This is a genomic window from Castellaniella sp. (assembly GCF_041677825.1).
In the GTDB taxonomy this organism is placed as follows: Bacteria; Pseudomonadota; Gammaproteobacteria; order Burkholderiales; family Burkholderiaceae_B; genus Castellaniella.
Genome location: NZ_JBAYPG010000014.1, coordinates 39,640 through 52,940, shown reverse-complemented (window position 1 = coordinate 52,940; position 13,301 = coordinate 39,640). Strand labels below are relative to the sequence as shown.

Below are 13,301 nucleotides of genomic sequence, written 5' to 3'. Positions count from 1 at the left end.
CCCATGAACGAGACCATCGTCCACGACGCCCTGGCACCCGGCCTGGCGCGCATCCGTATCCAGCGTCCGGCACAGCGCAATGCCCTGAGGGTGGCCGATGCCCAGGCGCTGCACCGCGCACTGGATCAGGCACTGTCGGATTCAGCGCTGCGGGTATTGATCATCACAGGTGATGGGCCGTCGTTCTGTGCGGGTCTGGATCTGAAATCCCTGCTCGATGACCAGGGCCGTCATGCACCCGATCCGGCACGCGCCATGGCCTTGCAACTGTGCTTTGCAGGCCTGATTGCGCGCCTGCGTGCCGCCGACGCCATCGTGATCGCGGCCGTGCATGGCGTTGCAGTGGGCGCTGGCATGGGCCTGGCGCTGGCGGCCGATCTGCGTCTGGCCAGCCCCCAGGCCAGTTTCCATATCGGCGCCGTCAAACTGGGGCTGACGGCAGGCGAATGCGGCATCAGCTACCATTTGCCGCGGCTGATCGGTGCGGGGCGCGCGGCGGACGTCATGCTCACAGGCCGCCCCATAGCCGCCCAGGAGGCACTGGACATCGGCCTGGTGTCGGCCATATGCCCGCATGATACGCTGCAGGATGCCGCCATCGAGCGCGCTCGAACCATTCTCGCCCTGCCGCCCTACGCCAGTGCGCACAGCAAGCGCGTGTTCTGGCAGAATCTGGATGCCGCCAGCCTGCAGGCCGCCCTGGAACTCGAAAATCACGCCCAGGTTCTGGGGCTCATGACAGCCGATTTCCAGGAGGCCATCCAGGCTTTCGTGCAGAAACGTGCGCCCACGTTTTCCACATCCTGACGCCTTTTTTCGGAACCCTGATGAAAGCACTCATCTGCAGCCAGTATGGCCCCCCCTCCACCCTCACCCTGCAGGACGGCCCCGCACCGGAACCCCAGGCAGGCCAGGTGCTGGTCGATGTCCACGCAGCCGGGCTCAATTATCCCGATACGCTCATCATCGAGAATCGCTACCAGTTCAAGCCACCGCTGCCCTTCAGCCCAGGGGGTGAATTCGCCGGACGCGTCCGTGCACTTGGCGCCGAAGCCCGCGGCTTCGAGCCTGGCCAGGCCGTACTGGGGTTTTCCGGCTGGGGTGCATTTGCCGAACAGATTGCCGTACCGGCCGATGCGCTTTTCACCGTTCCCGACGGGCTGCCCTTCGACATCGCCGGGTCTTTGCTGATGACCTACGGCACCGCCTGGCACGCGCTGACCGACCGCGCCCAATTACGCGCGGGCGAAACCGTGCTGGTCCTCGGCGCGTCCGGTGGCCTGGGCAGTGCCCTGACCGAACTGGCCAAGGCATTGGGGGCGCGGGTGATCGCCGCAGCGTCCAGCCCCGAAAAACTTGAATCGTGTCTTGCCCATGGCGCCGATGCCGTGATCGATTACCAAGGCGAAGATCTGCGCGCCCGGCTCAAGGAACTCACCGCAGGCCGGGGCGTGGACGTGGTCTGTGACCCGGTGGGCGGCCCGCTGAGCGAGGCCGCCCTGCGCAGCACGGCCTGGCGCGGGCGATTCCTGGTGATCGGCTTTGCCAGCGGCGAAATCCCGCGCATTGCACTGAACCTGCCCCTGCTCAAAGGTTGCGCCATTGTGGGCGTGTTCTGGGGTGATTACCTGAAACGCGAACGCGCCGCAGTGCAGGCTGACATCCAGACGCTTGCAGAATGGTATCAGGCAGGCCGCATCCGGCCCGCCATCACGCGCCACCTGACACTCGCCGAAACCCCCGCGGCACTCGAAGCGATGCAACAACGCCAGGTGGTGGGCAAGTGGGTCGTCGTACCGCAGGGGCGGGCGGATTCCTGAAGAGCGGCCAGCCGCACGGATGATACCCCCGCAGCCCATACCGCGTCCCGCTCATGCCGCCGCCCCATGAATCCACGTGCCGCCTGTTCTTCGCATTGTGGCCTGATGCAGATACAGCGCGCGCCCTGCATGCCCGGGCTCGGCAGGCGGGCACCGCATGTGGCGGGCGTATCATGCGCCTGGACACGCTGCATCTGACCCTGGCGTTTCTGGGTTCGGTCGATACAGGCCGGATCCCGGCACTGATTGGCCTGCTGCAGGCTGGCCGGCGAACCGGTGGTACGCTGGTGCTGGATCGCTTCGGCCATTTTCGTGGGCCGCGCATCGTCTGGGCCGGGTCATCGGCACCCACACCCTGGTTGCGCCACCTGCACGATGGCCTCTGGAACGACATCGACGCTTTGGGAATCCGCCGGCCCGATGAATGCTTCCGGCCCCATGTGTCGCTGTTGCGCAAGGTCGAGCGCAGCGCACTGCCAGCCTGGCCGGCGGCCCAGGCCATCACCTGGCAGGCGCGGCGGCTGGTACTGGTGGCATCGGCCCCGCGTGCCACAGGCCCGCACTACGAGAGGCTTGGCGAGCAGTGGCTGCCTGCGCCCGTACCCTGATCGAGACGTTCAAAGAACACACATTCAAGCGAACCAGGCGGCATGGGCAAGTTCAATTGGACATGACCTCATCACCCCAGTCTTCGGGCACCTGATGCCAGCGTCGATAGGCGGATTCCAGGAAACGCAGATAAGCGATGTCATGCACGGCCAGCAGGGGCTTGTGGCCGCGATCATCCGGGGTGCGTACGGAAAGTCCGAGTGACTCGATGCCCTGGAGCAGGCGTTCGGCCCGTGCCGGAATTTCCTGGGGTGTACGCATCTGCCCACGAGAAAAATAGCTTTTGGGGTGGTGCAGAAATTGATCAGGGTGAAAATAAGTATCCATGGTAAGTTCTTGATGCACTCACTTCATTTCGATTTCAATGAAGGCGACTTCCAGGCCACTTTCATTGATGACGTTGTGCTCCACACCAGCTGAGCGTGCGTAAGGTTGCCCGGCCGTAATGGGCGAAGGCGTACGCTGGCCATCGCGGGTTTCGATCTGCAGAATCCCCGTGATCACGGGCACCACGACATAGCTGAGTTCGTGACGATGCCAGCCGGTTTCGGAGCCGGGCGGAAACGTCCAGCGTGTGACCCGCGTGAATTCGTTATCGATGTGTACGACGGGCATGGCCTGGGCGCGGTTCATGGCGTTTCTCCTTCAGTAATGGCGCAGAGATCCGGATCCCAGTCTTTCCCCGGAATCGCCGCGATCAGTTCCTGCGTGTAGGGATCAGATGGATGCTCGAAGATCTGCGCGGGATCGCCGTATTCGGCAAAGACCCCACGATGCATGACGGCGACGCGGTCACAGATCTGGGCCGCCACGCGCAAATCGTGGGTGATGAAGATCATGGCAATGTCCAGACGTTGCTGGATGCTGCGCAGCAGTTCAAGCACCTGAGCCTGGACTGACACATCAAGAGCAGAGACCGACTCATCGGCCACGATCACTTTGGGGTCGAGTGCCAGGGCACGCGCGATGCCGACCCGCTGGCGCTGCCCCCCGGAAAACTGATTGGGGTATCGATCGAAGGCAGAACGATCGAGGCCGACCATGTCAAGCAATCGATGGGCAAGATCCTGAGCCTCGCGGCGCCCCATGCCATTGGCAACCGGACCATCACTGATGATTCGGCCCACCGTGTGACGGGGATTGAGCGAAGAAAAGGGGTCCTGGAAGATCATCTGTATCGATTTTCGCAGCGGCCTGAGTTGACTTTGGGACATCCGGGTGAGGTCATGACCATCAAACAGGATTTCGCCACCATCCACATGGATCAGGCGCAACAGACACTTGCCAATGGTGGATTTCCCCGAACCGGATTCACCCACAATGCCCAATGTTTGACCCGCCCGGACCTCGAAACTCACGCCATTGACTGCGCGCACTTCCCGAACGCTGGAAAACAGCCCCTTGCGCCCCATTCGATACGTCTTGTGAAGATTGCGGACCTCGAGCAATGCGGGGCCGCTCAGGGCCGCTGTATCGCCAGTGCGCGCACGCCGGCGAGGGACGGCTGCAATGAGGCGTCGGGTATAGGACTCTCGAGGCTGATTGAGAACCTGCGCAGCCGGCCCCTGCTCAACCAGCCGGCCTTTCTCCATGACTACCACGCGATCCGCGATCTCCGCCACAACGCCGAAATCATGGGTGATGAACAGCACACCCATGCCCTTCTGGCGCTGGATATCGCTGATCAGCGCCAGAATCTGCGCCTGTGTGGTGACATCGAGCGCCGTGGTAGGCTCATCTGCGATCAACAGCGCCGGCTCGAGCGCGAGAGCCATGGCGATCATGACACGCTGGCGCTGCCCGCCCGAGAGGGCAAACGGATACGCCTGACTGAGCACGGATGGATCCGGCAGGCCGACAAAGCTGAGTAAATCGAGCACGCGCCCCACCCGCTCCGCGCCAGGATACACATGATGCGCACTCATGACTTCGGCAATCTGCTGGCCCACCTTCATGACCGGATTCAGCGCCGAAAGTGGCTCCTGGAAGATCATGGCGACATCCTTGCCACGCATGCCACGCAAGGTATCTTCAGGCAGCGTGAGCAGATCCTGCCCCTTGAAGAAAATCTCGCCGGCCTGCGGCACCAGATAATCGGGCAGCAGACCCATGATGGTATTTGCCATCATGGACTTGCCCGATCCCGATTCACCCACCACGCAGACGATTTCATGTGCGCCCACATCGAATGAAATGTCGCGGATCGCATGGGGCCGATCACCGCCGCGCGGCAGGGGAATGGTCAGGCCGCGAACGGACAGCAAAGTGTTTGCAGAATGATCCGGGTCGTGGGCGGGCACATCGGGCTCCTATTCGTTGGGGCGACGCAGATGCGGATTGAGTGCATCACTGAGCCCGCCCCCAATCAGGTTGATGGACAGCACGGTGAGCAGTATGGCCACGCCGGGCCAGACGATCATCCACCAGGCCTGCTGGATCATGGTGCGCGCGGCCCCTATCATGAACCCCCAGCTCATGAGGTTGCGATCACCCAGGCCGAGAAAAGACAGTGCCGCTTCGGTCAGAATGGCTGTGGCAACCATGAACGATGTGGACACGATGATGGGTGACATGGCATTGGGCAGAATCTGCGAACCAATGATGCGCCAGGGATGTTGACCGATCACGATCGCGGCCTGTACGAATTCACGCTGCTTGAGCGACAGGAATTCACCACGCACCAGACGGGCCGCTGGTGGCCAGGCCACCAGCGCGATTGCGGCGAGAATCGAATAGATGCTCGGACTCAAGACCGCCACCAGGACCACGGCCATGGCCAATTGCGGGATCGTCTGGAAGAATTCGGTCAGCCGCATGAGAAAGTCATCGACCCAGCCACCATAATAGCCGGCAATGGAACCGACCAGAATCCCGACCAGCAGCGCAATGATGGTGGATACAATGCCCACCAGCAGCGAGACCTGTGCCCCCCAGGCAAGGCCAGCGGCGATATCCCTTCCGAGCATGTCCGTACCGAATGGATATTCCGGATTGGTAAAAGGCGGGATCAACGGATCGGCCACCATCATCCAGGGGGAATCCGGGTAGAGAACCGGTGCCACCGCCGCCAGCAACACCACCAGCAACAGGATGACCGTGCCAGCCAGTGCGCCGTAATTACGTGAGAAACGCCGCAGGAACCCGCTCATTGCACCCCTCCGGGTTGAGCGCCGGCGGCAATGCGCGGATCCACGAACCGGTAGACGACATCGGTGAGCAGATTGAACACGACCACCATGAAGGAGGTGACCAGAAACACCCCGAGCAGCAATTGGTAGTCGCGCTGCAGCAAAGCATCGAACATCAGGCGCCCAATGCCCGGCCATGCAAACACTGTTTCCGTCAGCACCGCGCCACCCGCCATCTGACCCAGCTGAATGCCGGCAAACGTGATCACGGGCAGCAGTGCATTGCGCAGGACATGCCGGCGGATGATGGTGTTTGGCGCCACACCCTTTGCCCGCGCTGTCTTGACGAAATCCATGTTGATGACTTCAAGCATGGAGGCCCGCGTGAGCATGACATACATGGCCATGAAGAAACACCCCAGGGTGACCGTCGGCAACACCAGATGCAGAGCGATATCCTGTATATAGGCCCAGCCAGTGAAGCCCGCCCCGACGGTCTCCATGCCAAAACCCGGCAACCAGCCCAGCACGACCGAGAACAACAGGATGGCCATGAGCGCCAGCCAGAACAGCGGCGTGGCGTACAGCAGCAGCGAAACCGCCATGACGATGTTGTCCAGCCATCGCCTTCGTCGGCTGTAGCGGGCATTGGCGGCCACTACACCCAGCAGCACGCCCAATACCAAAGAAAACAGGAAGGCGCAGAACATCAGCAGCAAGGTCGCCGGAATGCGCTGGACGATCAGGGTCAGAACCGGCATGTTGTTGCGATACGAATAGCCGAGATCGAGCTGCACCACACCGGACAGATAGACCCCCAGTTGAACCAGCACGGGTTTGTCGAGGCCAAACTCTTCGCGCAACTGTTCGACGTAGGCCGGGTCGCTGGCACCCGACTGCCCGGCCAGAACCGCTGCCGGGTCGCCCGGAGCCAGCCGGATCAGAAAGAAATTGATGATCACCACACCCAGCACCACAATCAATGCCTTGATGATTCTGGATGTCAGGAAACCAAGAAATTTCATGCGCGCCACCCCCGGCCGACAGGCCTGGACTAGCCTTCGAAATGCACGTTGTCGAAACTTTCGTTCAGACCAATGGCCGTAGTGACCAGGTTCTTGATATTGCTGCGATAGAGCGTGGCAAATTCCATGTCGACCAGAAAGCCGTTGCCGACCTCTTCGACCAGTGTCTTCTGGATCTCGGAGTACAGTGCCTGGCGGCGCACCGGATCCGTGGAGCCCGACGCTTCGGACCAGAGTTTGTCGAGCGCCGGGTTGTTGTAGCCCTGGGCATTGGCAAACGGTGACCCCTTGACGATGTTGCGCGCGACGTACAGGCGTTCGACCCCCAGTGCCGGATCGCCATACTGGTACGAGTAGGTGGTGGTGATGTCGAAATCCCAGTCACCCGTACGCGCGGCCCAGCCGCCACCATCAGTGGATTGCAGGTCAACCTTGAAGCCCAGTTGCTCGAGTGTCTGACGGGTGTATTCGTCCAGACGATCCCAGGTGGAGCCGTAGGGAAAGCTGAGCAGGCGGATGGTGTGGTCGGCCGGATTGATGCCGGATTCCTTGATGAGCTCGCGTGCCTTCCTGGGGTCGAACGTGTAGGGCGGCAGGTTGGGGTCGTAATACAGTTCGGTGGGCACGAAGGGGCCGTTGGCCACCTGACCCAGGCCAAAGAAAATATTCTTGACGATGGCCTCGCGGTTCATGGCGTACATCATGGCCTGACGCACCTTGACGTTGTCGAACGGTGGCTTGCGCATGTTGAAGATGAGATAGGCCAGTGGCGAGAACATTTCCCAGCCCTTGGTGGTATACGTGACCCCATCGATCTCGGACAGGCGCTTGATATCGACGTTGTCGACATCGCCGCCATAAAGGACGTCGATGCGCCCGTTCTGGAAGGCCACTGCCCGGGAGGAAGAATCCGGGATGACGTTGAAGATGAGTTCGTCGAGATAGGGCATGCCCGGCTTCCAATAATGCGGGTTGCGGACCAGATGGATGAAAGAGCCTCGCTGCCATTCCTTGAACATGAATGGGCCAGTCCCGATCGGATGCTGGTTGGCCGGGTTGGTCATGTAGTCGGTGCCTTCGTAGACATGCCTGGGCAGCATGGGCGCGAAGCCAGGCTCGAACATGAGGATGACAGCGGGAAATGGCGCCTTCAGGTTGAGACGCACAGTGAGATCGTCTATTTTCTCGACTGACTTGGCATGCGTATCCAGAATTGCACGCGCGCGTGCGTGCACCTTGGGCAACATGTCTGCCAGCGAGAAGACAACGTCATCCGCGCTGAATGGATGACCATCATGCCATTTGACGCCTTCCTGCAAATGGAATGTGATGCTCAGGCCGTCTGCGGCAACATCCCAGGACTTGGCCAGGCCCGGCATGGGTTTGAGATCAAACGTATAAGTCATCAGGCTCTGGAACATCTTGCCGCTGACATACTGTGTGGGGGCCTGCTGGTTGAATGCAGCAATCAGGATGGGCGGCTCGGGCTGGATGATGAGTTGCAATACTTTCTTGTCAGCCGCATGCGCCCAGGTGGGCAGGGCAAGTTCGGTGGTGAGTGCACCCATTGCCGAAGCACCGGTGATCATGAATTGACGTCTGTCCATTGCTGTCTCCTTGTATCCCTTGTATTTTTGCAACGATCGAAACAGTGGTCCTCAGAACGAGGCCATGCTGCTCGATGTTCGTTTGCCGGTTTTGATACGGATCCAGGCGACCAGGCTGACCCGCGCCCGAACCCACCGTGAAACGACCGTTTGACGCATCGGCAAAAGGTCAGGTGGCCTGACCGATAATTTAAACATCTATAGGTAACGACGCAAGAACGCCCAGCTCTTTTCAGGGTAAACCACAGGCGCTGGCCCGGGCGAGCACCGCACCCAGCAGAACATTGGCACCGGCCTCCAGGTGTTCGGGCTCGGCATATTCCGCCTCGTTGTGGCTGATGCCATCTCTGCACGGCACGAACACCATCGCCGTGGGCACGACGGTGGCCATGTAGACGGCGTCGTGACCCGCGCCCGTAACGATATCCCGGTGGCTGTAGCCACGGGCTTCTGCCTGATCGCGCACCAGGCCGACGCAATGTGCATCGAATGGTGTAGCCGGGAAATCCCAGGTTTCCTTCAGGCTGGCCTGGACAGCGTAGCCGACGGTTTCGGACAGTTGCCGGCAGGCGAGTTTCAATTGTGCATCCATATCGTCCAGGCGGGCCGGGTCCTCGTGGCGCAGATCGACCGTGAAACGCACCGTACCCGGAATGACATTGGGCGAACCGGGGCGCACATCCACGATGCCGACCGTGCCCCGCCCTTCAGGGGCATGGGCCCGTGCAATCCGGACCACGGCCTGCATCAGATGCGTTGCAGCAAACAGGGCATCCTGGCGCAAATGCATGGGTGTCGGCCCGGCATGCGCTTCGTTCCCGGTCACGGTGATCTCATACCAGCGCAAGGCCAGCGAACCGCTCACGACCCCAATCACCTTGCGTTCGTCTTCCAGTACCGGCCCCTGCTCGATATGGGCCTCGAAATAGCTGTCCGGAAGCACCCCCGGGACAGGCAGCGAACCGGCGTAGCCGGAACGGGCCAGTTCATCGCCCACGGTCTTGCCATCCCGGTCGACCGTCTCGAGCGCGGACTGCAGCGGAATGGCCCCACAGAATACGCCCGAGCCCATCATGGCCGGCGCAAACCGGGCCCCTTCTTCGTTGGTCCAGATCATCAGTTCAAGCGGAGCCTGCGTGCGCACACCGTGGTCATTGAGGATGCGCATGACTTCGAGCCCCGCCATCACGCCATAGCAGCCATCAAAGCGCCCGCCAGTGGGCTGGGTATCGATGTGGCTGCCCATGGCCACCGGCTTGAGGCCGGGATTCTGCCCTGCACGGCGGCCGATGATGTTGCCGATCTGATCGGTACGGATATCCAGGCCGGCTTCTTTCATCCAGCCCGTGACCAGATCCCGCCCTTGAGTGTCGAGGTCAGTGAGGGCCAGACGACAACTGCCCCCTTTGGGCGTCGGCCCGATGCGGGCCAGATCCATGAGCGACGTCCAGAGTCGGGCACCGTTTACTTTGAGCATAGTGGGGTGTGTCATTTGTGTTTCCTTGGTTCAGATGCGTTGATCCCGACCAATACCAGGATTCACGGTCGGCATGCGAGGCCAGTATAGAGCCCCGGTCCTGAGGTGGAGCCCTGTTCCTGAGCTGGCCTGATCCTCAGAGGGTGCCCGGAAAAGCGCCACCATCCAGAAGCAGATTCTGGCCCGTGATATAACCCGCTCTGGGGCTGCACAGGAATGCGCAGGCATCGCCGAATTCGGCCGGATCGCCAAAACGGCGGGCCGGGATCGCCATCAGCCTGCCCTGCTGCACCTCATCGAGGGAGACCCCGGTGTCTTCGGCGACACGGCGGGCGGTCTCCTGCAGCCTCACGGTGGAAAAGGCCCCTGGCAGCAGGTTGTTGATGGTGATGCCATACTGCGCCACCTGCCGTGCCAGCCCTGCCACGAAACCGGTCAGGCCACTGCGCGCACCATTGGACAGGCCAAGGATGTCGATGGGCATTTTCACCGCGCTGGACGTGATATTGACGATGCGCCCGAAACGGCGCTCGATCATCGGATCGATCACTGACTGCATCAATGCAATGGGGCTGTACATGTTGTTGTCGAGGGCCGACATCCAGTCGTCCCGGGTCCATTCACGGAAATCACCCGGCTTGGGACCCCCCGCATTGGTGACCAGGATATCGGGTGCGCCCGATGTCACCAGTGCCGCGTCACGACCTGCCGCCGTGGTGATGTCCGCGGCTACGGTGCGCACATCGACGGCACCATCCTCACGGATGCGCTCTGCCGCCTTGGCCAGCACATCGCCGCGCCGCGCGACCAGAGTGACCACAGCACCTTCCAGCGCCAGTGCCCGCGCGCAGGCAAATCCCAGGCCCTGACTCGCCCCGCAGACCAGTGCCACCTTGCCCTGCAAATACAAATCCATCTGACCCCTCCCTGCTGAATTGTGACCGATGCCTGAATGGCCGAGCGCTGAACCCGCCGCCTATTCGGGCCGAGGCAGCGCCACCGTTGCACCAGAGGCGCTGGCAGCAGCCAGCGCCTGGGCACGGATGCCACGAAGTGTTTCCCCTGGCGCGATCCCCTCGGGTGCGTAACGGATCTCCACCAGCGCCGGCAAATGCCGTGCACGTGCAAACGCACGCGCACGATCGAAGGCGGCCGGAAAGTCTTCGGTTTTCTCGACCACCTCGCCATGCCCGCCATAAGCCTGCACGACCTGACAGAATTCGGGATTGACGAAATCCAGTGCCACGCTGCGCCCGGGGAACTCGCGTTCCTGATGCGCCCTGATGGTGCCCCAGCAGCTGTTGCTGAACAGCAGAATGACGATACCCAGCCCATATTGCATGGCCACACCCAGTTCCTGCATGTTCATCTGGAAGCAGCCATCGCCTGCGTAGCAGATCACTTCACGTTGCGGATCTTCGAGTTTGGCCGAGATGGCTGCTGGCAACCCGTAGCCCATGGCGCCCAGGGTAGGCGCCAGGCTCGTGCCCGGGCCATGGAACTGGCGATAACGATGCGGATACAGCGCATAATTGCCCGCCCCAACCGTGATGCAGGCGTCATCCGGCAAGACATGGTTGACATGCGCTGCCAGCTGATCGAGGCTGAGCGGCCCCGGAGCCGGCAATGGTTCGAGCGACTGCAGATATTCGGCGTGCGCCTGCTGTACTGCACACAGATCAGGCGCTTTGTCCGGGGCCAGTTTCGACGCCGCACGCGCAAAGCTTGCCACATCGGCCACCATGGCCAGCGCCGGCATGAAGACCCGGCCGATTTCGGAGACATCCGGATGAACATGCACCAGCCTCTGCCGTGGCAGGGGGCTTTCGATGAGTGAATAGGCGATGGTAGTCGCCTCGCCCAGGCGGGTCCCGACGGCCAGGATCAGATCGGCCGCGCGCACACGGGCCGCAAGCGCGTCGTGCATGGCCCAGCCCACCTGACCGGCAAAATGAGGATCGGCGTGATCAAAGCATTCCAACCGGCGCCAGGCCACCGAAACCGGAAGGCCGAAACAGTGGGCAAAACACGTGATGTCATGGACTGCCTGGGCCGACCAGCCGCTGCCGCCCAGAATCATCAGAGGGCGTTGCGCCTGGGCCAGTTGGGCCTTGAGTGCCTGGAGTTCGCCTTGCCCCGGATGCAGATGCGCGCGCCGCGAAGGCGGCAGATCGGGCACATCAGCCCGGCCCCAGAGCATGTCTTCGGGCAGCGCGAGCACCACCGGCCCAGGCCGCCCGCCAGTCGCGACAGCAAAAGCGCGCGAAACATACTCGGGGATACGGTCGGTTCGGTCGATCTGGGCGACCCATTTCGCGACGGGCCCGAACATGCGCCGGTAATCGATTTCCTGGAATGCCTCACGATCGAGGAAGCGGGTGGACACCTGCCCTATGAAGAGGATCATGGGCGTCGAATCCTGATACGCCGTATGCAGACCGATGCTGGCGTTGCTTGCACCAGGACCCCGTGTGACAAAACAGATACCCGGTGCACCCGTGAGCTTCCCGTGGGCCTCGGCCATATAGGCCGCGCCGCTTTCCTGGCGGCAGACCACCGGTTGAATGACCCCGATATGTTCATTGAACGCATCGATGCAGGGCAGGTAGCTTTCGCCAGGCACCAGAAATACCCTGCGCACCCCGTTGATCCTGAGTTGCTGCATCAGGATCTGGCCTCCATGGCGGGAGTTGTCAGTCGTGCATGCCATTGAGTCAGCCGTGTATGCCATTGAATTGCCCATCGAGGTGCGCCTGCAACCTGCCAGACCCGCCAGCCACAGCTCTGCAGACTGTCCGGACTGAAACGCGGCGCATCTCAGCCGGCCGTCTGCGAAACGGCCTCGGACTGGCCCACCGCATCTGTCTGATCATCAAAATCTCGATGCAGGCGCATCAGGATGTTGGCCAGATGCGCCTGCATCGCCGCACGCGCCTGTTCTGCACTGCGCCGGCGCAATGCTGCCACGATCTGCCGATGCTCCAGCAAGGCACGATCCCAGTCCTGAGAGTTCACGAAATGCTCGTCGAGCCGCCGGAACACCTGATTGTCTGCACTGAGTTGCCAGATGTGCGCAATCGCTGATTCAAGCGCGGCATTGCCGCTGGCCTGTGCAATGGCCAGATGGAATGCCCTGTCATGATCATGATAGGGAGGACCGGCATCCATGCGCTGCTGTACCAGCACGATGTCTGCGATCTGTTCGCCAGAGGCGGTCGCCGCCACCCGCGCGGCCGCTTCGGGCTCGAGCAGCAAACGGGTTTCGAGCAGATCGAAGGGCCCGACTTCGACCTGCCGATCGCCCTGCGCCTGAACTGGCGCATCCGCCTGCGCTCGCGCGGATCGCTCACGAACGAACACGCCCGCCCCCACACGGACATCGACATAACCTTCGATCTCGAGTGCGATCAGAGCTTCGCGAACCGAAGCCCGGCTGACACCCAGTTGGTCCGACAGCAGGCGTTCCGCAGGCAGGCGCTCGCCCACAGGAAAATCACCCGAATCGATTTTTGCGGCAATCCGGTCTGCAATGAGACGATACAGACGTACCGTAGAGATGGCATCGAGTTGGTTCATGCTCATATGGCCAAAAGGCCTGAAGGCCTGACCAATCATGTAAAGAAATTGTTTCATTA

General features: G+C 61.7%; 12 protein-coding genes and 1 pseudogene. 3 read left to right on the top strand and 10 right to left on the bottom strand.

Annotated elements, in window-relative coordinates; all coding sequences use genetic code 11:
- Nucleotides 1-3 precede the first annotated feature (3 nt).
- From WCY17_RS07590 to thpR, 3 genes are read left to right on the top strand one after another with little or no spacing between them, the layout of a single operon-like run.
- A complete protein-coding gene (locus WCY17_RS07590) occupies nt 4-807 on the top strand; it encodes an enoyl-CoA hydratase/isomerase family protein (protein WP_372701573.1) in 804 nt (267 codons plus the stop codon).
- Nucleotides 808-827: 20 nt separating this feature from the next.
- Nucleotides 828-1,820 (top strand): NADPH:quinone oxidoreductase family protein, encoded by a 993-nt coding sequence (locus tag WCY17_RS07585; RefSeq protein WP_372701572.1) that lies wholly within the window; start codon nt 828-830, stop codon nt 1,818-1,820.
- Between the two features lie 53 nt (nt 1,821-1,873).
- Nucleotides 1,874-2,428, top strand: a complete 555-nt coding sequence (thpR, locus tag WCY17_RS07580) for an RNA 2',3'-cyclic phosphodiesterase (RefSeq protein WP_372701571.1) — start codon at nt 1,874-1,876, stop codon at nt 2,426-2,428.
- 55 nt (nt 2,429-2,483) lie between these two features.
- Here the strand turns inward: thpR and WCY17_RS07575 are convergent.
- The 10 genes and pseudogenes from WCY17_RS07575 to WCY17_RS07530 all read right to left on the bottom strand — a co-directional run.
- Nucleotides 2,484-2,756: pseudogene (locus tag WCY17_RS07575) on the bottom strand (histone deacetylase family protein); the annotation flags it as partial.
- Nucleotides 2,757-2,774: 18 nt separating this feature from the next.
- Entirely contained in the window at nt 2,775-3,062 is a 288-nt protein-coding gene (locus tag WCY17_RS07570) for a cupin domain-containing protein (RefSeq protein WP_372701570.1), read from the bottom strand.
- On the bottom strand, nt 3,059-4,729 hold the full coding sequence (locus tag WCY17_RS07565) for an ABC transporter ATP-binding protein (protein ID WP_372701569.1): 1,671 nt from the start codon (nt 4,727-4,729) through the stop codon (nt 3,059-3,061). Before WCY17_RS07565 ends, WCY17_RS07570 begins: the two co-directional genes overlap by 4 nt.
- A gap of 9 nt (nt 4,730-4,738) precedes the next feature.
- Nucleotides 4,739-5,578 (bottom strand): ABC transporter permease, encoded by an 840-nt coding sequence (locus WCY17_RS07560; RefSeq protein WP_372701568.1) that lies wholly within the window; start codon nt 5,576-5,578, stop codon nt 4,739-4,741.
- Nucleotides 5,575-6,582 carry an ABC transporter permease gene (locus tag WCY17_RS07555; protein ID WP_372701567.1) on the bottom strand — a complete coding sequence of 336 codons (1,008 nt, stop codon included), beginning with the start codon at nt 6,580-6,582 and terminating at the stop codon, nt 5,575-5,577. Before WCY17_RS07555 ends, WCY17_RS07560 begins: the two co-directional genes overlap by 4 nt.
- Before the next feature lie 29 nt (nt 6,583-6,611).
- Nucleotides 6,612-8,189 (bottom strand): ABC transporter substrate-binding protein, encoded by a 1,578-nt coding sequence (locus WCY17_RS07550; RefSeq protein WP_372701566.1) that lies wholly within the window; start codon nt 8,187-8,189, stop codon nt 6,612-6,614.
- A 232-nt stretch (nt 8,190-8,421) separates the two neighbouring features.
- Nucleotides 8,422-9,681: a Zn-dependent hydrolase gene (locus WCY17_RS07545; RefSeq protein ID WP_372701565.1), complete on the bottom strand. Its 1,260-nt coding sequence runs from the start codon at nt 9,679-9,681 to the stop codon at nt 8,422-8,424.
- Between the two features lie 121 nt (nt 9,682-9,802).
- Entirely contained in the window at nt 9,803-10,582 is a 780-nt protein-coding gene (locus WCY17_RS07540; protein ID WP_372701564.1) for an SDR family oxidoreductase, read from the bottom strand.
- A 60-nt stretch (nt 10,583-10,642) separates the two neighbouring features.
- Complete coding sequence (locus tag WCY17_RS07535; protein ID WP_372701563.1) at nt 10,643-12,376, bottom strand: thiamine pyrophosphate-binding protein; 1,734 nt, start codon at nt 12,374-12,376, stop codon at nt 10,643-10,645.
- Between the two features lie 107 nt (nt 12,377-12,483).
- Nucleotides 12,484-13,242 carry a FadR/GntR family transcriptional regulator gene (locus tag WCY17_RS07530; RefSeq protein WP_372701562.1) on the bottom strand — a complete coding sequence of 253 codons (759 nt, stop codon included), beginning with the start codon at nt 13,240-13,242 and terminating at the stop codon, nt 12,484-12,486.
- Between the last annotated feature and the right edge of the window lie 59 nt (nt 13,243-13,301).